This is a genomic window from Methanospirillum sp. (assembly GCF_028679455.1).
Taxonomy (GTDB): Archaea; Halobacteriota; Methanomicrobia; order Methanomicrobiales; family Methanospirillaceae; genus Methanospirillum.
The window spans coordinates 1-23873 of sequence record NZ_JAJRBM010000317.1; the positions used below are offsets into that span (position 1 = coordinate 1).

General features: G+C 49.1%; 24 protein-coding genes and 1 pseudogene. 17 read left to right on the forward strand and 8 right to left on the reverse strand.

From position 1 onward, the window contains the following. A pseudogene (locus tag LUQ50_RS10965) lies at positions 1-1272 on the reverse strand (DNA mismatch repair protein MutS); the annotation flags it as partial. A gap of 230 nt (positions 1273-1502) precedes the next feature. Here LUQ50_RS10965 and argC point away from each other — a divergent pair. From argC to LUQ50_RS10990, 5 genes are all read left to right on the forward strand, one after another. After that, positions 1503-2489 (forward strand): N-acetyl-gamma-glutamyl-phosphate reductase, encoded by a 987-nt coding sequence (gene argC / locus LUQ50_RS10970; protein ID WP_300039876.1) that lies wholly within the window; start codon positions 1503-1505, stop codon positions 2487-2489. A 90-nt stretch (positions 2490-2579) separates the two neighbouring features. After that, on the forward strand, positions 2580-2978 hold the full coding sequence (locus LUQ50_RS10975; protein WP_367278994.1) for a CBS domain-containing protein: 399 nt from the start codon (positions 2580-2582) through the stop codon (positions 2976-2978). Positions 2979-2991: 13 nt separating this feature from the next. Further along, the gene (argJ, locus tag LUQ50_RS10980) at positions 2992-4143 is read left to right on the forward strand and encodes a bifunctional glutamate N-acetyltransferase/amino-acid acetyltransferase ArgJ (RefSeq protein ID WP_300039896.1); all 1152 of its coding nucleotides are present in this window, start codon (positions 2992-2994) and stop codon (positions 4141-4143) included. Continuing rightward, entirely contained in the window at positions 4140-5024 is an 885-nt protein-coding gene (gene argB / locus LUQ50_RS10985) for an acetylglutamate kinase (protein WP_300039877.1), read from the forward strand. Before argJ ends, argB begins: the two co-directional genes overlap by 4 nt. Next, positions 5024-6223, forward strand: a complete 1200-nt coding sequence (locus LUQ50_RS10990; RefSeq protein WP_300039878.1) for a hypothetical protein — start codon at positions 5024-5026, stop codon at positions 6221-6223. The genes argB and LUQ50_RS10990 overlap by 1 nt, the downstream gene beginning before the upstream one ends. Positions 6224-6239: 16 nt before the next feature. Here LUQ50_RS10990 and LUQ50_RS10995 read toward each other — a convergent pair whose 3' ends face one another. Further along, a complete protein-coding gene (locus tag LUQ50_RS10995; protein ID WP_300039879.1) occupies positions 6240-6515 on the reverse strand; it encodes a chorismate mutase in 276 nt (91 codons plus the stop codon). Between the two features lie 119 nt (positions 6516-6634). On the opposite strand from LUQ50_RS10995, the gene LUQ50_RS11000 reads away from it, so the two are divergent. The 3 genes from LUQ50_RS11000 (at position 6635) to LUQ50_RS11010 (ending at position 8926) form a co-directional block, all read left to right on the forward strand. Next, complete coding sequence (locus tag LUQ50_RS11000) at positions 6635-7270, forward strand: peptidase M50 (protein ID WP_367278995.1); 636 nt, start codon at positions 6635-6637, stop codon at positions 7268-7270. A gap of 82 nt (positions 7271-7352) precedes the next feature. Beyond that, positions 7353-7928, forward strand: coding sequence for a flavodoxin family protein (locus LUQ50_RS11005; protein ID WP_300039880.1), 576 nt, complete (start codon positions 7353-7355; stop codon positions 7926-7928). 47 nt (positions 7929-7975) lie between these two features. Then, positions 7976-8926 (forward strand): hypothetical protein, encoded by a 951-nt coding sequence (locus LUQ50_RS11010; RefSeq protein ID WP_300039881.1) that lies wholly within the window; start codon positions 7976-7978, stop codon positions 8924-8926. 7 nt (positions 8927-8933) lie between these two features. Here LUQ50_RS11010 and LUQ50_RS11015 read toward each other — a convergent pair whose 3' ends face one another. Continuing rightward, the gene (locus tag LUQ50_RS11015; RefSeq protein ID WP_300039882.1) at positions 8934-9521 is read right to left on the reverse strand and encodes a chemotaxis protein CheW; all 588 of its coding nucleotides are present in this window, start codon (positions 9519-9521) and stop codon (positions 8934-8936) included. A gap of 218 nt (positions 9522-9739) precedes the next feature. Between LUQ50_RS11015 and LUQ50_RS11020 the strand changes: the two genes are divergently transcribed. Together LUQ50_RS11020 and hisD are read left to right on the forward strand one after the other, a co-directional pair. After that, positions 9740-10303, forward strand: coding sequence for a chemotaxis protein CheW (locus tag LUQ50_RS11020; protein ID WP_300039883.1), 564 nt, complete (start codon positions 9740-9742; stop codon positions 10301-10303). 66 nt (positions 10304-10369) lie between these two features. Further along, positions 10370-11623, forward strand: coding sequence for a histidinol dehydrogenase (gene hisD / locus LUQ50_RS11025; protein ID WP_300039898.1), 1254 nt, complete (start codon positions 10370-10372; stop codon positions 11621-11623). 5 nt (positions 11624-11628) lie between these two features. On the opposite strand, the gene brxD is transcribed toward hisD, so the two are convergent. The 4 genes from brxD to LUQ50_RS11045 all read right to left on the reverse strand — a co-directional run bounded on the left by brxD (position 11629) and on the right by LUQ50_RS11045 (position 15918). Then, the gene (gene brxD, locus LUQ50_RS11030; protein ID WP_300039884.1) at positions 11629-12927 is read right to left on the reverse strand and encodes a BREX system ATP-binding protein BrxD; all 1299 of its coding nucleotides are present in this window, start codon (positions 12925-12927) and stop codon (positions 11629-11631) included. Beyond that, positions 12914-14701 carry a hypothetical protein gene (locus tag LUQ50_RS11035; RefSeq protein ID WP_300039885.1) on the reverse strand — a complete coding sequence of 596 codons (1788 nt, stop codon included), beginning with the start codon at positions 14699-14701 and terminating at the stop codon, positions 12914-12916. The genes brxD and LUQ50_RS11035 overlap by 14 nt, the downstream gene beginning before the upstream one ends. Beyond that, on the reverse strand, positions 14694-15386 hold the full coding sequence (locus LUQ50_RS11040; protein WP_300039886.1) for a dolichyl-phosphate beta-glucosyltransferase: 693 nt from the start codon (positions 15384-15386) through the stop codon (positions 14694-14696). The genes LUQ50_RS11035 and LUQ50_RS11040 overlap by 8 nt, the downstream gene beginning before the upstream one ends. A gap of 124 nt (positions 15387-15510) precedes the next feature. Further along, positions 15511-15918 (reverse strand): PaaI family thioesterase, encoded by a 408-nt coding sequence (locus tag LUQ50_RS11045; protein WP_300039887.1) that lies wholly within the window; start codon positions 15916-15918, stop codon positions 15511-15513. A 192-nt stretch (positions 15919-16110) separates the two neighbouring features. Between LUQ50_RS11045 and LUQ50_RS11050 the strand changes: the two genes are divergently transcribed. Genes LUQ50_RS11050 through LUQ50_RS11075 form a run of 6 tightly spaced genes read left to right on the forward strand, consistent with a single transcriptional unit; the run spans position 16111 to position 21913 of the window. Next, positions 16111-17694 (forward strand): CTP synthase, encoded by a 1584-nt coding sequence (locus LUQ50_RS11050; RefSeq protein ID WP_300039888.1) that lies wholly within the window; start codon positions 16111-16113, stop codon positions 17692-17694. Then, positions 17694-18611 carry a glutamine-hydrolyzing GMP synthase gene (gene guaA / locus LUQ50_RS11055; protein WP_300039889.1) on the forward strand — a complete coding sequence of 306 codons (918 nt, stop codon included), beginning with the start codon at positions 17694-17696 and terminating at the stop codon, positions 18609-18611. Before LUQ50_RS11050 ends, guaA begins: the two co-directional genes overlap by 1 nt. A gap of 9 nt (positions 18612-18620) precedes the next feature. After that, positions 18621-19775 (forward strand): acetylornithine transaminase, encoded by a 1155-nt coding sequence (locus tag LUQ50_RS11060; RefSeq protein ID WP_300039890.1) that lies wholly within the window; start codon positions 18621-18623, stop codon positions 19773-19775. Next, on the forward strand, positions 19744-20814 hold the full coding sequence (hisC, locus tag LUQ50_RS11065) for a histidinol-phosphate transaminase (protein ID WP_300039891.1): 1071 nt from the start codon (positions 19744-19746) through the stop codon (positions 20812-20814). Before LUQ50_RS11060 ends, hisC begins: the two co-directional genes overlap by 32 nt. Continuing rightward, the gene (locus LUQ50_RS11070) at positions 20808-21320 is read left to right on the forward strand and encodes an adenylate kinase family protein (protein ID WP_300039892.1); all 513 of its coding nucleotides are present in this window, start codon (positions 20808-20810) and stop codon (positions 21318-21320) included. The genes hisC and LUQ50_RS11070 overlap by 7 nt, the downstream gene beginning before the upstream one ends. Then, positions 21317-21913 (forward strand): CDP-alcohol phosphatidyltransferase family protein, encoded by a 597-nt coding sequence (locus tag LUQ50_RS11075; RefSeq protein WP_300039893.1) that lies wholly within the window; start codon positions 21317-21319, stop codon positions 21911-21913. The genes LUQ50_RS11070 and LUQ50_RS11075 overlap by 4 nt, the downstream gene beginning before the upstream one ends. A gap of 180 nt (positions 21914-22093) precedes the next feature. Here the strand turns inward: LUQ50_RS11075 and LUQ50_RS11080 are convergent, their stop codons facing one another. Then, positions 22094-22438 (reverse strand): tetratricopeptide repeat protein, encoded by a 345-nt coding sequence (locus tag LUQ50_RS11080; RefSeq protein ID WP_300039894.1) that lies wholly within the window; start codon positions 22436-22438, stop codon positions 22094-22096. 435 nt (positions 22439-22873) lie between these two features. On the opposite strand from LUQ50_RS11080, the gene LUQ50_RS11085 reads away from it, so the two are divergent. Further along, the coding region (locus tag LUQ50_RS11085; RefSeq protein ID WP_300039895.1) for a PAS domain S-box protein at positions 22874-23873 on the forward strand (1000 nt) is incomplete at its 3' end.

The following is a 23873-nucleotide window of genomic DNA, read 5'->3' on the forward strand; positions in this document are numbered from 1 at the left end:
ATCACTCATATCTGCGATTTCGCTGACTGACTGACTGACTAATTCTGGCATATGAGCACCATTGAACTGCGAGCGTACTGACAAAGCAACCTGCAGTGAGTTGCTCAGGGTGACCAGATCACGCGGGCTTGCATTTCCATACGATATCCTGCCGGCGATGCGCTCAAGATCAGCATAGCGGTGTAGCATACGTCGCAGATCCTGTCGCAGCACGGTCTCCTGGGTAAAGAACTCAACTGCATCAAGACGCTGATTAATGGCATCAACAGAGCGGAGCGGAGCAGTAATCCAACGCCTCATCAGTCGCCGTCCCATAGGAGTCTGGGTAAGATCGATGGTCCCAACCAGTGTTCCTTCCTCAGTCCGATCACGGATATTGGAGACAACCTCAAGATTCCGAAGGGTGACTGCGTCGAGAACCAGATATTCAGATTGCAGATTTCGTGACAGGGATCTGATATGAGCGAGGGGATCAAACTGTGTCTTCTGCGCATAAGCGAGTGCAGCTCCTGCAGCAGTCACTCCTAAAGGAATGTCTCCACACGCGAGTGAGTCGAGTGAACTCATCATAAACTGCCGGCAGAGGAGATCATTTGCGCCTGCAGGATCGAAGAAGGATACATCCTGTGCTGAGATCAGGGGGACCAGACGGTTCAGAGAGCTCTCAACCCCTTTCCCAGATCCAACCGGTATGATACATTCAGCAGGTCTGAACCTGACCACCTCTGCACGCAGTTCTTCACCATACCCATCAAGAGGGACCTCGGAGATCTGGAAATCACCGGTTGAGATGTCAAGAAATGCTACCCCGATCCGTTTTCGTTTCTGATCAGGCATTGCAGCCATAAGATATCGGGCACCTTCACCGGGTAGAAGGGCCGCATCAATCACCGTTCCGGGTGTTACGACCCTGACAACATCGCGTTTAACGATCCCTTTCGCTTTTTTGGGATCCTCAATCTGCTCGCAGATAGCAACTTTGTATCCCCGGCTTATCATCCGGGATAGATACCCGTCAAGAGCATGGTAGGGGATGCCGGCGAGAGGGATCTCCTGTCCGTCTGGCATACGCCCCCGGGAAGTAAGGGTGATCTCCATCTCCCGTGCACAGATTTCAGCATCTTCACAAAAGGTCTCATAAAAATCACCCATGCGGAAAAAGATGACGCAGTCAGGGTACTGGCGTTTAGCCTCATAGAACTGCTGCATGGCAGGAGTAATCCGGCCCGGCTTTTCGCGCAGGCCAGTTCCAGGTTCTTGCGGGGATGTCATATCTGATGAAAATAATCTCCGTTAAAACCCGAAATTCCTGATAGGTGATCCTTTTTAAAAAAACAGGAAAGAAGAGCAAAACGAAGATTTATCTTTCTATAATTTTAGCCGCAATGGGATAAACAACCTCCCATCAGCCCTTAAGATTTCGAACGATACTGCGAACCCACAGCAATTAGCGTGGTGAATGAAGGGAAGTTAATACCCGATGCAGAGCAGATAATGATAGTATGAAAGTTGCCATTATCGGCGCTTCCGGCTACACCGGGGGGGAGCTCTTCCGGCTCCTGCACACACACCCAAAGGCTGAGGTTGTATGTGCGACATCCCGCCAGTTAGCTGGAAAACCGGTGACCTCCCGGCATCCACATCTCACCGGGTTTACTAATCTGACATTTACAAATCCTGAAATCTCATCCCTTGATGTAGATGTCGCATTCCTTGCAGTTCCACATACTGCTGCAATGGCATACGCACCTTCCATGGTCGAGCAGGGGATCAAGGTTATTGATCTCTCTGCTGACTACCGTCTTTCAAAAGAGGTGTTTGAGAAGGTCTACGGGGTACCGCATACCGCGTATTTCCCGGCTCCATACGGCCTATGTGAACTGCACCGGGAGCAGTGCAAAAATGCAAATTTTATTGCAAATCCAGGCTGTTTTCCAACCGGTGCCACCCTCGCAGCAGCACCGCTCGCGGGTCGTGCTCACACCATCATCTACGACTCCAAGACAGGGGTATCAGGTGCCGGGGATAATGCCTCCGAAACCACTCATTTCCCGAATGTCGGGGACAATCTCACCGCATATAAGTGGACAAGCCACCGACATCTCGCTGAGATGCGACAGGAACTCGGATTCCTGAAATCTGGTGCCAAGGCCTACTTTACTCCGCATCTCCTCCCGGTGAACCGGGGAATTCTGACAACCGCCCATATCCTCCTGAACGAACCACTCGAACAACAGGAAGTTGACCGGCTTTATCATGAATATTATAAAAATGAACCGTTTGTCCGGTATCAGCGTCCATCCCTGAACTCAGTAAGAGGTTCAAACTTCTGTGATCTGATGGTTGAAGCATCAGAAGAGCGGGTTGTGGTTGTATCTGCAATAGATAACCTGGTCAAGGGAGCAAGCGGTCAGGCAATACAGAACATGAACCTCATGTGTGGATTTAAAGAGACTGAGGGGTTATGGAGTCCCGGGATCCTGCCATAAGGAGCTGTAAATATGAAAGTAAAAGAAGCAATGACCCCAAATCCGGTAACCTGCAGTGTTGATGATACCGTATCCTCGATAGGATGAGTGATGCGGTCCAGACGCATCGGGGGTTTACCGGTCATGGATGGAGGAAGACTCGTCGGGATGGTTACCGAGACCGATCTCCTCAAACTACTGATGACAAAAGGCCCATCGGATGACCTCTGGCTGCCATCACCGTTAGAGGTTATTGAAATCCCGATACGGGAGTTCATCAACTGGGAACGGACGAAAGAAGCACTCACTGATATCGGGAGTAAAAAGGTAGGAGCAATCATGAGCAGCCCCGCAATTGTCATCACTCCGGAGGATGACATCGAGGCGGCAGCGTCCCTGATGTTTCAGAAGAAGATTGATCGGCTCGCGGTGGTAAGTGAGGGAACTCTGATGGGAATCATCACCAGGCAGGATATTGTGTGGGCAGTTTCCGGGGGAAAGGGAGAGTAATTCCATGCATGAGATGCAATCGATCTGTGCAGTAGAAGGGGTTACCGCAACAGGTATTAAAGAAGGGAAGTTCGGGCTTGCGCTGATCAGAGCAGAAGGCACTGCTGCTGCAGCCTTCACCAAAAACATTGCCCGGGCTGCTCCGATCATCATGATGCAGGAGCGGATAAAGAAGGGACGACTTGGAGCAACGATCACCAACAGCGGATGTGCCAATGCACTGACCGGGCAGCGGGGAATCACAGATGCTGAAGAGATGGCTGCAATTGCAGCAAACGAACTTTCACTAGATCCTCTCGAGGTAGGAGTTGCCAGTACCGGTGTCATCAGCAGATACCTGAATATTCCACTCATCAGGGATCAGTGTCACCGGATTGCTCCGCTCCTTGATCACAACCCTGCAGCAGAAATTGCTGCAGCAAAGGCAATTATGACCACCGACCTTGTAGAAAAACATGCCCTCGTGAAGCGTGAAGGGTTTACTATCGGGGGTATCTGTAAAGGGTCGGGAATGATTGCCCCGAATATGGGCACCATGCTTGGGTATGTGTACACTGATGCCGAGATCAGTGCACCAGATCTGCAGGAGGCTCTGAAAACAGCGGTTAGACGGAGTTTCAATCGTGTTGTGGTAGATGGGGACACCAGCACCAATGATGTCGTGTTCTGTACTGCAACCGGTTCTGCCGGAAAGGTACCGCTTGCGGAATTTACTACCGCACTGGAACAATGCTGTGTCAGCCTGGGACGTAAGATCGCCTGTGACGGTGAAGGGGCAACCAAACTCATTGAGGTAATTGTCCGGGGAGCCCGCAGTGAGGATGAAGCAGATCTGGTTGCCAGAACGGTTGTTTCTTCGCCACTGGTCAAGACCGCAATATATGGAGAGGATCCAAACTGGGGACGAATCGTTGCTGCAGCAGGGCGTTCAGGTGCTGAGTTCGATCCCGAACAGGTCTCATGCTGGATTTCAGGATCAGGCCTGAAGGCAGCGGTGTGTGAGCAGGGGATTTTGAGTGAGGATCTGAAGACCGCAAAAGCAGCACTCGGCAGCCGTGAGGTGCAGATAGAACTGGATCTTGCTGCAGGAGACGGGAAAGCAGTTGCCTGGGGATGTGACCTGACCGAGAAGTATGTTGAGATCAACGGGAAGTACACAACATGAAGCGTGAAGACGTTTTGATGGAGGCACTGCCCTATATTCGCAAGTTCCATGGCAAGACCATGGTGATCAAACTCGGTGGTCATGCGATGGTTGAAGGGGAGATCCTTGACACCGTGGTCAGTGACGTGGTTCTGCTCCAGTTAGTTGGGATCAAAGTGATTCTGGTTCATGGGGGAGGTCCCGAGATCACCGAAAAGATGAAAGCCCTCGGGAAAGAACCCAAATTTGTCGGCGGCCTCAGGATTACTGATGATGAAACCCTTGAAGTCGCCCAGATGGTGCTCGTGGGCAAGATCAACACCAACATCGTCTCTCTGATCTCAAAAGCCGGAGGGAAAGCAATCGGAATCTCGGGTAATGATGCGAACCTGATCATCGCCCGCAAGATGGATCGGCAGGTAGTACGGGTGAACAATCAGGAACAGGAGGTTGATCTCGGACATGTGGGAGACATCGAGGAGATCCATCCTGAGATTCTCAATACCCTGCTCGATAACGGATACATTCCGGTCATAGCCCCGCTTGCTATCGATCGGGCCGGCAACGACCTCAATATTAATGCTGATACCGCTGCCGGAGAGATCGCCATTGCACTGAAAGCGTATAAATTCATCAGCATGACGGACGTTGATGGTATCATGGACAAGGAACGCACGAAGGTATTCCGTCAGATAACTAAATCTGATGCTGAACAGTTGATCACCACCGGAGTGGTTTCAGAGGGGATGATTCCCAAGGTGATGGCAGTCCTTCATGCTATTCAGGACGGGGTCGCTTTCTCACACATCATTAACGGAAACATCAGCCATAATCTCATCCTTGAACTCTTCACTGCCGAGGGGGTAGGGACAATGCTCACCATGAAGGAGGGTAGCGTCTGATGGATATTCAGCAGACCAGTCAACATTCTCACAAGATCCTTGTTACTGCTCTGACAGGTCTGCTCATGGTACTGCTGATATTCACCGGACCTGCCTCGGCAGGAGTCTTCCTGCAGAATGGAAGCGATGTTTCCGGGGATCAACCAATCACGACGATTCTCTCTGATCCGAACCTTACCCCCGGTGATTACTCAATAGTATTTTTCTATAACACCCATTGTGGAGCCTGCCATCTGGCGATGACATACCTCAATGAGTATAATGCTGCTCATCCTGAGATCACGATCACATCATATGATCTCTTCAACAGCAGTGAAGGCAAGGCTTTGTTTGAACAGTATAAGGAATCATACCACCGCCAGTATGTATCAGTCCCCTCGTTATTCATCGGGAATGCAGGACTTGAGGGCGAATCCGCTATCAGAGAGAATTTCGAGGAACTGGTAGCATGGCATGAAAAATCCAAAGGGGACAACCTCACAAACCTGCAGACCAACTCCGGGAAAACGTGGCAGAAAAACCACCGAACCGTTATCAGCATCCCACTGGTTCTCATTGCGGGACTGGTGGATGGGATCAATCCCTGTGCATCAGCAGTCCTGATCTTTCTCCTTATCCTGTTGATGTCGATCAGACAACGGCAGCGAATATTGCTGGCAGGAATCGTTTTTGCTAGTGCCGTTTACTTCATGTATTTTATCTCAGGAACGGGAATTTACAGGGTTACCGATATTGCAGGGGTACTGAACGGATACTCCCTCATTGTTGGCATTATTGCAGTGGTTGCAGGCATGATCCTGATATGGAAGGGGATTGAAGCATCACGCAACGGAGAAATCCAGTCCCCTGATCCGAAAAATGAGAAAATACTCAAACAGATAACAGAGATGACCATCCCGCTCTCTTTCGTTCTGGGGCTGGTTATCAGCGTGCTTGAACTCTCCTGTACCGGAGGTATATACTGGTCGATTCAGGATATGATATCATTCCGGGTGAATATCACGCAGGGTCTTTTCTATCTGTTCCTTTACAATCTTGTTTTTATCGTGCCGCTTCTCATCATCACCCTGCTGGTATACTGGTGGGTTCCTACCAGGGATACCGAACCGGAATCAAACGGAGAGATGTTTAAAAATAAAATATTTTTAGGATTACTTCTTCTGGTTTTCGCTTTCCTTACACTGTCAGGAGTAGTGTGAGAGTTCGAAGACAGGATTACTGAACCCTTCTCTTTTTATCCTGAAGTTCTTCACTCATCCGGATCAGCATGGAGAAGATCTTTCGTACCGAATCCGGATCAAGACCAGACCTTTCAGCCTCTTGGGTAACATGAGCGAGAACCGCTTCAACCCGATCCGGAACACGGGTGGGAATGCCGGTAGATGACTTTTCTTCTGCAATTTTTAGGGCTATATCCATCCGCGCCCTGATCAGTCTGATAATCTCAAGATCAACCGACTCGATCTCCTCCCTGAGTTCTTCAAGTGTCATTTCTTAAGTACAGGTATCTGTCGACCAGAAATAAGAACATGGGATCTGATGGAGCAGAAGTCTCAGGTGTAATTCAATGGTTCTGATTTTTATCGGCTGGTGATAAATCTCTTAATCATATGCATATCTGGGAACAAATACCAGAGCGGGAGCGACGCGATCTGCTGATCGCATGGCTTGCCCTTTCAGCAGCATTCACCGTAGCCAGTATAGGAACAAGCAGACTCGTGCCAACCCTGATCCTTGAGATGTTCCTGATTTCCATGGTTACGGCAGGAGTTGCTTTCATCATCCATGAGATGGCCCACAAGTTCACCGCGATGAAATTCGGGTACTGGGCAGAATTTCAGATGAATCCCACCATGCTCGTGGTTGCAGTCGCAGTTGCCGCAGTTGCCAAGGTTGTGTTTGCCGCTCCGGGTGCAACCATGATCTACGGAACCCATATCTCAGAAGAGGAAAACGGAAAGATATCACTGGCAGGGCCACTCAGTAATCTTCTTCTGCTCATCCCTTTTGCCCTTATACTGGGTGCCGGGCTGGGAACAGGGATCTTTGAACTTGCACTGGTGGGGATTATGGGTGTTCGAATCAACGCAATGATTGCCGCGTTTAACCTTCTGCCACTCGGCCCTCTGGACGGGGCAAAGATCTTACCCTGGAATACCCCGGTATACATTGCCACGGTTCTTATCGCATTCGCAATCCTCTTTGCATCTCTGAATTATAACATCTCGGGACCATTTTTTTCTTAATTTTTTCAGGACATTTCGCTACAACCCCTGCTTCCTGATATCAGGAGGTCGGTTAATAATCCTGCATCACCCACCATCAGATATGAAAGTGGTTGCATTCTCAGGGAGCCCTCGGAAAGAGGGGAACAGCGAGCGGATGATCAGACGGGTCTTTGATATTCTCGAAGAGGAAGGAATTCAGACCGAAATGGTACGAATCGGCGGCAGATTGTTGCAGGGATGTACAGCTTGCAATACCTGTTTTAAGAACAGGGATGAATCATGTTCCCTCCCACCCGATGGTCTGAATGAGTATATCAGAAAAATAGTGGAGGCCGACGGCATCATTCTTGCATCTCCCACGTATTTTTCAGATGTGACCGCCGAAATGAAGGCTTTTCTTGACCGATGTGGGATGGTCGGAAAGGCCAACGGAGACCTATTCCAGCGAAAGGTTGGAGTGGCTATCGTTTCAGTGCGTAGGGGTGGTGCCATCCATGCTCTTGATACCATCAACCACTTCTTCCTCACCTCCCAGATGATTATACCAGGGTCAAGTTACTGGAATATCGGACTCGGAGGGGCTGTGGGGGAGGTAGAAGAAGATGACGAGGGAATGGCTACTATGGAACTTCTGGGCCACAACATGGCATGGCTTCTCAGAAAGATACAGGAATAACAGAACCCTTTTTGTATTTTCCAAAAAAGCCGGCAGTGATATCACCAGTGGAAACAAAGGATGAGGAGGAGACCGCCATGGTTCTGGAAGAAGAGATCTATTTTTCATCACAGGATATAGCCAAAGAATTTGTTAAACTGCTGAAAGATCTCGGGATTTCAACCCAGATGAGACAGAAGTTTTCACTTGACATCAGACTGATGCTGAGTGGAACCTATACCAACCTCACCACCATGTTTGAAAGTCTCATCACTGCTGATGACGCCACTGAGGAAGAGGTTGAATTATTCACCCAGACCCGGGATCATCTGAAATCACAGCGGGATGTAATATCACAGGCATTTCAGAGATACAATATCGGGGACAGGGTGGGATCAGGCGTGATGGATCTTATCACCGGAGACCGTACGCTTGAAGGAGATGAGAGCGAGGATGCACTTGAGGCAATCATTGAAGAAGTGTACCTGACCCGGTTGCTTCACCTCAATGAACTCCTCGAAGTGGGAGAAAACGGCCTGACGCTCTCGAAAAAGATTGAGCCCGATGCCGCTGTCCTGACGATTTTTGCAGATGAGATCCCGGCTATCATGGATGAAGTGTTAGAAAAATTCCAGATCCAGAGCATTATTACTGCGGGAGATGATGGGGAATGGCATGTATCAATCGGACCTGAATTCGTCTTTCTTGATGACCTCACCAGCATAGGGGAGTTCCTCGAAGAATACGAGATCGACGAAGAAGAAGGGGCAGCATTCTTCCCAAGAATTCAGATAAAACATCTCCTCGTGTCAGAGATCCTTGGTATGATCAAGGACGGGGGAAAAGTATCACGCGAAGACATCATTGGAGAGTTTGCAGATCGTGATATTGAAACGCATGAAGATGAGTCACAGATAGCGCTCCATTTGAGTGCAGGTTACATTGGTGCGGTTCTTGATGATCTCAAAAAAGCAGGTATTCTTAAAGGGAAGGATCAAAAACTGCGAATCGCAGTCTGAACCTGCTTTATTTTTTCTGTGATCTCCAGTCACCAGTAAGAAGGTGCTGGGGATTAAAAAGAGCGGTTAAACGGAACACAATATTATGTGAACGCTCTTCATCAATGATGGTCTGAATGAGATCTTCAAAATCGATCCAGACCACCTCATCATCTCCGGCCACATATTTTCTGCTCGACTGACCCAGAAATCCGGCAAGGGAGAACGAGAAGAATCCGATCATAAAGTTATTCTCTACATGAATACCGGTGCGATCCAGCCACGATACCCGATCTGTCGACACTTCCATGATCCCGTACACCTCATCGACAACCATCCCAAACCGGGTAGATGCTGCATTCTCCGGAACAAAGACGATCACTTTCTTCTTCGTGCTGCCTCCGGATAACGGGATGATCAACCTGATATCGATAACCTTGACTACTTCACTGCGCAGATTAAAGATACCGGGAATGTAATCCGGAGCGTTGGGAAGAGGGATCTTCTGTTGATCGTGTACGATCTCTCTGATGAAAGATACATCTGCTGCATAGGTCCCTTCTCCCAGAGAGAAGAGAAGCAGCCGATGCATCTGAACCGTTGTATCCATATCCATATTCATGGTATCTGATGTTCCGGTCGAATGAGAAACGCCACCGGAACCTTGAATACTGTCATCTTTGTTATTAAGTCGGATAGACTTTTGGATACCTGCATCGTACCACCCAAACGTACAGGTTTGAAAGAGACTGATACAATTTACATCAAAAGTACCAGAACAGCGGGATCTGATGGAAAGATATCAATACCGGTGAGATACACAGATTTTATCACATGTCTCTGTCCGGACGACAAGGGGTGCAGATACAGGAACTCCTCACACTCGTGGAGATACAACTGGGACGAGATCATTACCTGATTGATAGCGACATCATTGACAAGTTTATCCTTCCCCTTCAGGCAGTCGGAGTGTACGATGCTCCCCCATATATTGAAGGGATGGTAGAATGGAAGCAGGAGATGATCCCGGCAATCAATATTACTCCACTTCTCGGGATGGATAGAATTACCGGATCAAAGCGACAACGAACCATGATCATCCCGGCCGGAAAGGTTACCGATACCGCAATGGCCGTATCAGTGGATGAAGTGTACCTGATCAGAAAAGTACTCCCTGCAGAGGTCATGCCGGTGGATATTTCAGCCTGTCATGGAATTGAGGACTACGTGAAGGGGATTGTAAGGATACAGGATGAACATGAGGGTTCAGAACAGATGGTCCTGTTGTATCTGAACCTGGAGAAGATGCTTCGTGAACTGCTGAAGGGAAAAGTTGCCCGCCCTACACCCGGCTTTTATGTCTGGAGATGGGATGGATCAGGTACCCCTTCATCATAGTATCGGTCCCGATCACGGTATACAGGCTTATCCTTTTTTTCAGCCGGAGCGTATGTATATGGCATGGTGTGGTCAGCACTCACGCTCGATACCTGGCTTTCCCGTCAACAGGCAACACTCACCGGGGTAACCGGTGCAGCGCAGAATATTATCAATGAGGTAGCCGAACGTGGAGATGCTGCACTTCATGATCTCAGTGAACGGTTCGACAAGGTAAGTCTGGATCATCTTCGGGTTTCAGCGGATGAGATCGATACTGCCTATGAGACTGTGGATCCCGAGATCATCGAAGCACTCACTGAAGCATACGCACGGATTAGTTCATTTCATGAACTGCAGCGGCAGAAGGATCTCTGGCTTGCTGGCAGTGAAGATGATGGGATTACCCTAGGAGTGAAAACAACATCGCTGGAGCGAATCGGGATGTATGTACCGGGGGGCCGCGCAGCATATCCATCAACCGTGCTCATGTGTGCAGTGCCGGCTCAGGTTGCCGGTGTTCAGGAGATTATCTGCTGTACACCCCCGCCTGCAAATCCGCTGACTCTAATTGCCGCAGATATCGCCGGAGTGACCGAGATCTATACCGTAGGAGGAGCTCAGGCCATTGCAGCAATGGCTCTTGGAACCCAGTCCATTAATAAAGTTCAGAAGATCGTCGGTCCTGGAAATGCCTACGTAACTGCTGCAAAGATGATACTCAGAGGGAAGGTAGAGATTGATTTCCCGGCAGGGCCATCAGAGATCGCAATTATCGCGGATCATACGGCACGTCCTGACTTTATCGCAGCTGATATTCTGGCTCAGTCAGAACATGATCCCCAGGCTGCATCAGTACTGATCTCAACGGATCCAAAGATGCCGGGACAGGTAGGGGACTGGATCGAGCGACTGCTCACCGAAGCTCCACGACATGAAATAATAAGGCAGGCACTCGGACAGTCCGGGTATCTGGTGGTAGACAGTATCGCTGAGGCCATCAACGTATCAGACCGGATAGCACCAGAGCACCTCTCAATTCAGGTACAGGATCCGCTTCCGGTACTTCAGAAGATCAGAAACGCAGGATCCATTTTTGTCGGGCAGTATGCACCGGTTGCCTGTGGGGATTACGCATCAGGTACCAATCATGTGCTGCCAACAGCAGGAAATGCCCAGCTTTATTCGGGACTCAATGTCTCACATTTTACCAAGACCGCAACCGTTCAGATCATCACCCGCGAGGGAATCGAGAGCATTGGTGATGTGGTGGAACGTCTGGCCACTGCTGAAGGATTGCATGCTCATGCAGCATCCACCCGTATCAGAAGAGAACACTGACCTGATCAGAACCTGATCTCCATCACTGCCTTTTCTTCTTCAGATAACAGCTCCTGCAGGTCCAAAGGGTTGGTCTGGTATACGATCATGGGATCGTACTCAGGATACAGATCGCATTTGTCAAGGACATCAACAAATTCTTTCAGAAAAAGCCGGGGGATAATATCTATCCTGCCACCAAAGGCCGTACTCACCCGGTTCACCATGGTCCTGATAAACCGGTGAGAGATCCGGCCCCGATCAACTTCACCGTATGCTTCTTCATAAATAATCGCTATCCGCTGGGCGACCTCTTCAAGTCGATCAGGGCTGAAGGGCTTGAGGAGGATCTGCGGCTGACGAGGATTGGGAAATTCGCTAACAATCGGGGTCTGACCGATTCGATCATAGAGCGGGGTGATAGGACGCATTCCCCGTGGCCCGTCATAGAGCATTGGAGTTCCGGCACAGAGAAGATACCAGCGGGGAAGCAGACCACCATCAATTGCATCAATGATCCTCACCAGATTCTGGAACCCACGTTCACGAAGGTTACGGGCAAAGGTCTGGGTGATCTCAAGTTCATCAATAGCAACCACACATCCCTGATAACCTGCACCAGTCACAAAAATCGGAAGCGCCTCGAGTAGGGCAAAAATGGATGAATCACCGATGTCTCCGCGAATTCCTGCCTTCTGTCTGAGATCTCTTCCGATATTGGGATCCCCACAGAGCCACCCGATGGCAGCCTGGGAAGTTCTGAAATCGGCAGCATTGTTCGCCTGATAATAGGTTCTGATCACCGCTGCTACCGGAGCATTGAGCAGACTGATCTCGGAAAGAGCTGATTCAACCTCCCTGATTGTCAGTTCTTCCAGACGATCAGCAGGCACAGGCACCCCTTCCCTTGCACTGACACGCTGTTCTATCGCATACAACCAAGCATCGATGATCGATCTGAACGCCTGCTGTTCCCCTCCAGCGTATAAAGAGGTTGCAATCTGGGCATACAGAGACCGGAGCCGGTGAAGCGGAGAGACCGGGGAAATTGCCACATGGGCAGTGACAAACCCTTTTTTTCTGGCAATCTCCAGAGTACGGGCGATGAGAAACGTTTTCCCGCTTCCATACTCCCCTCTGATAAATTTGATGTCTGCCCCACCCCGCGAGACCAGATCAAGTTGATCAGCGATCACCTCCTCTTCGACGGAGAGACCAACCGCAAACCTGCCCAGCCCCTGGGCAGGCACTGTCCCTCGCCGGAGTGCATTAATGATCCCGATACTCTCCAGAACCGATGCATCTGAACGATCAGGGGCCGGCATACCGGTACACCTCCCCGAATTCTGTATATCCATCCTTCTCTGCAAGATGGATACCCTGCTCCTCTGATTTTCGCATAATCCTGTTCATCAGCCCGGCCACACGGCGGGTTCCTGCCACTTTCCTCAGGTCCATCTCGTTACAAATCCGGTGTTTTTTCAGGTACTCAATTACGGCTTCTTCTCCAGGATCAAGCCATGAAAGAGAGAACTCATCTGCAACCTTCTCCGGACCCTGCCGTTTCTCTGCTGAACACAACGGAAGCGGGATGTAATCAGGAAGGACCTGAGATTTACATGCAACGAGGAGGGCAAAGAGTGATTCGGTCAGATCCACGGAATCTACCGGGGTGATAGCAAGTCCTGCAAGGGAGTGTTCCAGTGCTTTGTCTGGATTTCCATGCTTTAGATCGTATTCGGCTGCGCGCGAGAGACTGCGTGCATAGAGTTCACGCCCATGTTGAGAGAGGAGGGGGAGTGAGATGCCAAACCGTGTGTTCACTGAAGTAATCAGATCAGGATCACAGTCAGGCAATGCCAGAATACCATCAACAACTGCTTCAAGATCCCGGATCTTCCTGACAGTCTTCAGGACATACCAAAGGATCTTCTTCTGCTCTCGATTTTCCCCCGATCGCCCAAGAAATGCTGCGTACGCAAGACCTGATGTAGTCAGGTCAGATCTGAAAGCCTGTAGAAAAAGACGCTTTGCCTGATCAGATCTTCTTAATTTTTCGCACCAGGAGGCAATACAAAGGAGCAGAACAACGGGAAGTTCCGGCCTGATGAAGGTGAGTACCTGATCAAGTGCAGTTTCAGGCCCATGAACACGTATCAAAAGGTCACGGTAAGAAGAGAACCAAACAGGAAGATCAGACAACTCTTTCAGATCATCTGCAAAGAGAATCCCCTGATACAATGCAATCGCCTGATCCGAACCCGACACGATCTCCAAAAGAGGAGCACCCTGTATGCGGTACTCGGGGTGATCACTCATTGCAAGCCAGGTTGACCAAACACCAAGTGCTTCACGGAACTTCCCCCGTGATGAGAGAAATCGAACATATTGAGAGGCAATAGTCGTAGAAGGATTAGATTTTAAGTGCCTAAGAAATGCCTGATCTGCTTTATCGGGATTAATCCGGATCAATGCATCAAGATAGCATCCCATGAGATCAGGATTCTGCAGAGTACCCAAGGATGACTCGATCGCGTCAACCAGGTCCTGATACCTACCTGATGCCAAAAGCAGATCAAGATATACCCGGAAGCAACCAGCAGGGGATCCTTTCTGATGATATATCGCAATCCCTTCATTACTCCCGCCAAGAACGTCATAGCATCGCATGAGGTCCCTGAGATCGGTCTGATCATCAGTGAGCAAAACGAGCCTTCTAAACAATCCTAATGCAGCACGATGATCCCCGGAATCGGTCAGATACCGGGCATACCTTCTGATTCCTTCCGGTTGCTCCGGGGCCAGTTGTACTGCTTCTGCAAACTCAGCACGTGCCCGATCATCTCCTTTCTGTTCCAGAACTTTTCCAAGATATAAACAGACTTCTGCAGAATCCGGGACTTTCCCTTTAAGATCACGCAGGCAAACTTCTGCTTCGCTGAGGGAACCTATGCTGAACAGACATACTGCTTCGATGATCTGAAGCCTGATATCGATCAGATGAGGAGGAGCAGTTCGAATGATATTCAGGCAGGAAGCGTACTGCTCCTGCTCAAATAACCTGAATGCATACGTCCTGAGGATTTCAGATTCACTCATGAGTGCAGAAACCAAGACGCAGACGAAGAAGGGCAAAGAACATGGAGAATGCATCTGACGTCTGCAATCTGGGATCATCAGTGTGATTCCAGCTAACCGGCACTTCCAGAATTTTTAGTCCGTTTCGCTGTAAATGCCAGAGGAGTTCAACATCAAACTCAAACCCATGAGTACATAAATTGGGCAAAATATGGTCTATCGCATCCTTTTGGAAGACCTTTGCGCCGCACTGTGTGTCATAAAACGGTAGTCCGAAGAGTAGTCTGATGATTAGATTAAAGGTTCTGCTCTGAATACGCCGGGACAGGGGCTGACTGATCCCGATCGCTGAACCTGGCATACGTCGGGAACCAATAATTCCGGCATTATTGCCGATCAGCGATATCAACCGGGTCATCTCTTCATACCCGGTGGAATTATCCGCATCCATGAACCCGATGAGTGGAGAGGTAGCAACTCTGAATCCTTCATAAACTCCACCACCTTTTCCAAGACGGCAGGGAAAGGTCAGACATCTGACCGTAAGATCAGGGTGAGCTGAAGAAAATTGTTGTATTACCTCTGGTGTCCGGTCGGTTCCATCACATACAAAGATAAACTCTGCCTGAGGGTCAGAAAGACTCTCCAGAAGTCTCCCGATCCGCTTCTCTTCATTGTATGCTGGAATAACGATACTATATTTCATCGACCGATGCTTCCCAGCTGGTTCTCCGTCCGTGGTTTTATAGATTCTGGGTAATATGATATCTGATCGAAAAATTAGTTCCTGATCCTGATATATTCGCCTTGGGATAGATGTGCAATCTCATTCACCGCACGATAAATGAAGCTGAGCATCTGGCTAGTTCGGCCTTCCCGTCTTCGCTCAGGACAGTTCCCTCAGCAAAGATGATCTGCCTCCCTTTACGGATAACATTAGATTCTGCAAGAATGGTCTCTCCTGCCCGGACCCCGCGAAGAAAAGTTGTATTACAGGAGATCGTTGCTATCATCTGACCTTCCTCAAGCAGAGTATAAATTGCAAGGGCCATCGCCTCGTCAACAAGAGCAGTATACATACCTCCCTGCAGCCATCCCTCGCCATTGGTCATATCGGGCCTGACTGTCATCTCAAGAGTTGCCCGGCCATCCCCCCACGTTTTGGGAAAAATCCCCATAAGGCAGAAGAACGGATTAGCATGCTGACCTGACTCACTGATAGCATCAAGATATGACATGTACGTACAGCCTTCACCCAGCGCCAAAATTAATCTGGCGATGACCAGGGACTTGTGAAGAAAAAATAGTAATCAGAGTGTAAAAAGGAGATCTCTTCATCAGATACTGAATCCGGAGATCATCAGGTCTTCGGCAGTTTGCTATTAGTGGGATCATAACCAACCTTTTTACTGAGTTTTCTGAGGGGAGGCATGAAGTATATCTTTATCACCGGCGGCGTGATGAGTGGTCTTGGGAAAGGGATCACTGCCGCATCAATAGGACGGCTTTTGAAAAACCGGGGATATAAGGTCACTGCGGTCAAGATTGATCCATACCTGAATATCGATGCGGGGACGATGAATCCTGCCCAGCATGGGGAGGTATATGTTCTCCATGACGGCGGGGAGGTCGACCTTGATCTTGGAAATTATGAGCGGTTCCTTGACATTGAGCTGAACTCATCCCACAATATTACTACCGGGAAGGTCTACCGGCTCGTCATAGATAAAGAGCGGAGAGGGGACTATCTTGGGCAGACCGTTCAGATCATTCCGCATATCACCGATCAGATCAAGGGGTGCATCAGGATTGCAGCTTCAGAGAAGGTCTTCGACGGAAGGGAAGCAGACATCTGTATCGTAGAAGTCGGGGGAACAGTCGGAGACATTGAGAGTATGCCGTTCCTCGAATCAGTGCGACAGATGCGGAGTGAACTCCCGGCAGAAGACCGCGCATTGGTTCATGTCACTCTGATGCCTTCTGACTCAATGGGAGATCTCAAGACAAAGCCTACCCAGCACTCGGTAAAGGCACTTCGGGAACTAGGGCTCTTTACCGATTTCATCGTAGGAAGAAGCGAACGCCCGATCTCAATCAATACCAAGAAAAAGATCTCCTCCCTCTGTGACATTCCCCAACACTCAGTAATCAGCGCCACCACCGCACCGGACATATATCAGGTCCCGATGGAGCTCGAAAAGGAGGGACTCTCCAAGGTACTCTGTCAGCATCTGAAACTGGCAAACGAGACCCTTGATCCTGATTGGTACCGGATCGTAACCAGGGAGTATACTCACCGGGTTACTGTAGGGATCGTGAGCAAGTACGGCAAAGAAGATGTCTATCTCTCAATCAAGGAGGCACTCAAGCATGCAGGGAGGGCACTCTCAACTGAGGTTTCTATCCGGTGGCTTGATGCAGAACGGGTGGATCAGGCTGAGCTCAAAGAGTGTGATGGTATCCTCATCCCCGGCGGATTCGGGGTCAGAGGTATCGAAGGTAAGATCAGTGCGATACAACTTGCACGAGAAGAGAAGATACCGCTGCTTGGACTCTGCCTCGGGTTTCAGTTGTCAGTCGTTGAATATTCCCGGCATGTATTAGGGTGGGTTGATGCCTGCAGCAGCGAATGCAATACCGGTACCGAAGTGATTACCATTCTTCCGGAACAGGATGGTGTTGAGGATTTAGGCGGGACCATGCGTCTTGGAGATTACCCGGTAACAATAAAACCCGGAAGCCTTGCAATGCGTCTGTATGGTGCCGGAGAGATCACCGAGCGTCATCGTCACCGGTATGAAGTGGATCCGACATATATCGGAGAGCTGGAAGCTGCAGGCCTTGTTTTCTCAGGGACCTGGGGAAACAGGATGGAGATTGCCGAGATACCGGGCCATCCATTCTTCCTGGCAACACAGTTCCATCCGGAGTTCAGATCACGCCCGACAAGGCCATCACCACCATTCCTCGGATTTGTTGAAGCTGCACTAAAGATGAAGAAGGGGTCAGAATAATGGTCAAGGTTGAGAAGTTTATTGCTGACGCAATCAGGAAGATCCAGGAGGAGGCCGGAAATGAATACGCGGTTATTGCCCTGTCAGGGGGAGTCGACAGTTCAGTCTGTGCGGAACTTGCATCGCGGGCGATCGGAGAGCGGCTGATTCCGATCTATGTAGATACCGGCCTGATGCGCAAGGGTGAGACCGGAAGAATCAAAGAGATCTTCGGACATCTGGGTGTACGGGTGATCGATGCAGGTGATGAGTTCATCACGGCCCTGGGAGGAGAAGCGGATCCCGAGAAGAAACGCAAGATTATCGGAGAAAAGTTCATCCGGGTCTTCGAGCGGGAGGCAAAGGCAACCGGGGCAAAATTTCTGCTTCAGGGAACGATATATCCTGACTGCATCGAGAGTGAAGGGGGTATTAAAAGTCACCATAACGTGGGTGGCATGCCACTCTCAATGGAATTCAGTAAGGTGATCGAACCGCTCCGCGAACTTTATAAGGACGAAGTCAGGGAGGTTGCTGAAGCACTCGGACTACCTGCGGAGATCGCCCACCGGATGCCATTCCCTGGCCCGGGACTATCGGTCCGGGTTGTTGGTGCAGTGACCCGGGACGCAATCGAGGTTGTCAGGGAGGCTAACGCAATCGTCGAGGACGTTCTGGTGGAGAAGTACCGTCCCTGGCAGTGTCTTGCAGCGCTCGTTGGCCTCGGAACCGGGGTAAAAGGTGACAACCGTCTGTATGGCTGGATCGTAGCAGTGAGGGCAGTGAACTCACGTGACGGGATGACTGCCGATCCGATCGAGATCAGTTGGGAAGACCTGGCAGAGATTCAGGCACGGATCACCTCGACCATCCCGGCAGTATCGCGGGTAGTGTATGACATCACTCCCAAACCACCGGCAACTATCGAATATGAATGAGATGAAATAATGAAATTCGAATCAAATTATCGGGAACTGGAATCACAATACGTTATGCCTGCATTCAGCAGGGAGATCATGATCACAAAAGGATCAGGATGTACCGTCACCGATGCAGACGGAAAGCAGTACCTGGATCTTATTGCAGGGATTGCGGTCTGCAGTACTGGTCACTGCCATCCAAAAGTGGTGAAGGCAATCACTGACCAGGCAGCAGACCTGATCCACTGTTCAAATCTCTTCTATGTGCCACATCAGGGAGCCCTGGCTAAAAAACTGGTTGAGATATCAGGTCTCCCAGGAAAAGCAAAAGCATTCTTCTCCAACTCAGGTGCTGAGGCGATGGAGGGTGCGTTGAAACTTGCCAGAATTAGAACCGGAAAGAAAGAGGTTGTCGCCTGCGAAGGAGGGTTTCACGGTCGGACTATGGGATCCCTTGCCTGTACCCACAAACCAACAATCCGGGATCCGTTCATGCCTCTAGAGCCATGCAGCAAATTCGTCACTTATGGTGATGCTGAAGCATTGAAGGCTGCCATTACTCCTGATACGGCAGCTGTCGTACTCGAACCGATTCAGGGTGAGGGGGGAGTGATCCTTCCACCGGCAGGATATCTGAAACAGGTTCGGAAGATCTGTGATGAAAAAGATGTTCTCCTCATTGTTGACGAGGTCCAGACCGGCATGGGTCGGACCGGACACTGGTTTGCATTTCAGCAGGAGGGTATACTCCCTGACATCATCACCATGGCAAAGGCTATCGCAAGCGGATTTCCGATGGGTGCGATCGTGGCACGGGAAGGTCTGGAATTCGGCAAGTCAGAACACGGGAGCACGTTTGCAGGCGGCCCTATTGCCTGTGCTGCTGCCCTAGCCTCAATCGAGGTAATTGAAGAAGTATTGCCTGATGTTGCTGCAAAAGGGGAGCGGTTCAGGGCGGCGCTTGCAGCCCTCAATCCCCGGGTCAGTGGTCTGATGATAGGAATCACCATTGGGGATACGTGCCCAGATGTCCAGAAGGAGTGTGCTGCACACGGCTTGCTCGTCAATTGTGCGGCACATGGAAACCTCAGACTTGTTCCGCCCCTGACCATCACGAACGCTGAGATTGACCAGGCAGCAGGAATTATCAATGCCGCAGTCAGTAAAGTCACTCGTTCGTGAGATCTACCAGCAGGAGGGGTATGTTTATGCCCGCTCTCCTGAGGAGATAGCAAAGACTTACGGATTTACCCAGGTAGCACGGCTAGCAAGCAACGAGAATCCGTTCGGCCCCTCACCAAAAGCGGTCGCCGCAGTGCAGGAAGCAACCAGAACAATGCACCGGTACCCGGATACCGGATCCGGAGATCTGGTTCATGCACTTAACGAATACCATGGTGACTTCGAGTTTGTCACTGGTGTCGGAATGGACGGGGTGATCGAGACCTGCATCAGGGTATTGGTCAACCCGGGAGAGAAGGTAGCGATATCAGTCCCTACCTTCTCATTCTATGGTCTTGCAGCAAAGGCACAGGGAGCTGAAGTCATCAATATTCCAAGACGCAATGACTTCTCAGTTGATGTGGATGCGTTCATTACCGCTGCAAAGGGGGCAAAGATATCCTTCCTCTGCAGCCCGAACAATCCGACCGGGACCCTTACCAGTCCGGAGGATATCGAACGGATTGCAGATGCACTAGAGGGAGTTCTCTTCCTCGACAATGCATATGTGGAGTTCTCTGATCTGGACTATCGTGACCTGATGCACAGACATGAGAATCTGATCATCGGACGGACGATGTCCAAGGTATTCGGCCTCGCGGGGTGCCGTATCGGATATGCATTCATCCCTTCCTGGTTAAAACCAATCTATGCAACGGCGGCAACCCCGTTTACCGTGAATACCCTCTCTCTGGCTGCAGCAACCGGAGCCTTAACTGACCAGGAATATGTTGAACGTTCCATCAGCCATGTCAGATCCTGGATCCAAAAATTCAGGACCACCTGCAAAATGCCAGTTCTGCCCGGAGGAGCAAACTTCGTGATGATTGATACAGCACCGAAGACCGGTGATGAATGCGCGAAGGCTCTTGCAGAGCGGGGTGTCATCGTTAGATCCTGCCGATCCTTCCCTGGACTTGCTGATCATTACATTAGGGTCTGTGTCGGTGAAGACTGGGAATGTGAACAGTTTCTTACCGAGATCAACCGGTTATGCTGATTGCCCTCACCGGTACACCCGGAACCGGGAAATCAACAGTCTCTGATGAACTGGCAAAAAGAGGTTATCAGGTAATCAGGGCAAATGATACTATCAGCCCGTATATCATCGAAGAAGATGAAGACAGGAAGGCTCATATTATTGATACCGAACGCTGGTGTGAGGAATTTCCTCTTCATGAAGGAATCATCGAAGGACATCTTACCCACCTCCTTCCTGCCACACATATTGTCGTGCTCAGATGCAGACCTGATATCCTGAAGTCACGGCTTCTGGCGAGAGGATATCATGTCGAAAAGGTTTCCGAGAATGTTGAAGCTGAACTTCTAGATGTTGTCCTCATCGAAGCGATGGAAGAGCATACCCCTGAGATGATATATGAGATCGATGCAACCGATATGACAGTTACCGGGGTTGCAGATATGATAGAAGGGATCATAAACGGAGATGTACCCCCCGGACATGGCATGGTAGACTGGCTCGCCGTCTGTACGGATTTATTATGACACTTGACTCATACCGAACCCAGGTTAAACCGATTATCGATCCGATTGTATCAGCATCAGTAAGGATCGGTCTTACTCCTAATTTCTGTACGATCCTTTCCCTGGTCGCTGCAGCGGGAGGTGGGTATGCATTTTTCAGAGGTGATATTCTCTTTGGAACATGCGGAGTGATCCTGAATGCATTTTTTGACGGGCTTGACGGAGCAATAGCCCGGGCTCTGAATAAGCAGGGAGTCAGTGGAGACTTTCTGGATCATACCGTTGACCGGTATGCCGACATCTTCCTCCTTTGTGGAATCTTTGCAGGTCCACTCTGTGCCTGGTGGATCGGTGTGTTGGGTCTGACCGGTGTGCTGATGTCATCATATATGGGGACCCAGGCACAGGCAGTCGGGGTTGGGAGATTTTATGGAGGCCTGCTTGGCAGGGCTGACCGCCTTGTGTTGCTCATCGCAGTGGGCATTATCAGCCTTTTTATCCCGGCAGATATTCTGGGTATCAGTCTTTTTGCATGGCTACTCCTGATCTTCGGAATATTTGGACATGTAACCGCAGCCCAGCGGTTTGCACATGTCTGGAAAAATCTAAAATGATAGTATCGTTAAAAATTATTGGATAAATCCGTCCAGTGCTACATTTGTCAAATCTATTTTTCTAGGAACCTGTCCGAAATTTAGAATCGGGAAAGTAATTCGGGAGTGAGCAGACAAAAAGAAAAGGTTCATGTCCTCAATTATGGATTAGATAAAGTACCGCCAAGGTGCCATTTATCATCAGGTACCACAATACAACTCGATCGCCCTTTCAATGCACTTCAAAGATTCAACCTCATTTCCTATTTTTTTTAAACACATTCCCTTGTTAAATAAGGCGTCAGGATGAAAAGGATCGATCTGAAGAGCCTTCTCATATGAGATTATTGCGTCATCATACCGGTTGAGGTTATCAAAACAGTTTCCAAGTTCAATGAAAACCTGGGGGATACGAGGAGAAATTTGAACAGCCTGATTCAGAACATCTACTGCATGCTGATATTCTCCGTCATCCACCTTTTGGCGTGCTTGTTGGTAGAGATACTCTACTTCAGGAGCAACTCCTTTCATACTGAACCATGTCATTTTTTCCTCCAGCCACAGACTCATGAAAGTGCATCAGTAGCTAATTCAGGAGTCGATTGTGAGTTTAATAAGGATTTGCGCATCATAATCGCCATATTGGTATGGGATTCTAATCTGCATGGCAAACAATTAATAGCCAATTAATAGTAATATCCAGCGAAATAAATGGCAATTCTTGATCGGGATAAAGTGGATAGGATCAAACAATATCTTAGATGGTATCCCAGAGGCCTTACAATATCAGATCTGACGTCAAAAATGAAACTGAACCGAAACCTGGTTGCCAAGTATCTCGATATGCTTCTCATATCAGGGCAGGTGGAAATGCAGGTAATCGGAGCTGCCAAAGTGTTTTTTCTGTCCCATCGGATTCCAATTTCCACAATTCTTGAATTTTCATCAGACTACATTATCGTTATTGATGCAGAACAAAGAGTGATTCAGGTTAATGAACCATTACTGACTAATTTGGAAGAAAAACGGGAAACATTGCTTGGAAAACAGATATATGAAATAAATACCCCTTTTTTCAACAGTCTCCCTCTCCATGAGTTAAATAAAACCGGAGGACTTGTTGATGAAAAAATTTCGGAGATATGTTGTATAATTCATGGTGAAAAAAATCATTTCAGAATAAAACAGGTTCCAACAACGTTTGAAGATGGCGGTCAGGGTGTGACCTATATTATTGAGGACATTACCGATAAGAAGACCTATGAAGAAACCTTACGCATGAGTGAGGCGCGTTACCGGGGTATTGTTGAAGACCAGACAGAATTCATAACGCGGTTTCATCCAGACGGTTCACTAATTTTTTTAAACGAATCATATGCCCGATATCTTGGGGAAAATCCTACAGCACTTCTAGGAAGACATCATATACCAGGGATTATTCAGGACGACAAAGTCATATTGGATCAGGCTCTCCAAACCCTAGAGAGTGAGTATCCAGTAACTTCTATTGAATGCCGGATATCAGAAACATCAGGCAACATTCGCTGGAACCTCTGGACAATTCGGAAATTAGTTAATGATGATACAGGAGCATGTGAATTTCAGGGTGTTGGAAAGGATATCACTGAAAAAAGGGAGGCTGCAGCCAGGATCAACCAATATATTACCCAAATGGAATTTTTCTCCAGAAAATTACAGGAATTCATCGAACTGCCTCCCAATGCAGACATTTACCAAGCAATTGGCGCCGGTCTTGATGATCTCCTCCCCAACACCATCATTGATATTAACGCGTACGATCCAAAATCAAAAAATTTGATCTTAAAGGCAATATATGGTAAACGTGCACAGGAATTCGTCGATCGAACTCGTGTGAATGGTTGTCAGTGGGAGGCCTCGCCTTCATATGATAATGTTCCCGAAGTTTTAAGTTCAGGCAAATTGTTTCATCTCCCGGGGAAACTTCATTACGCCTCGTTTC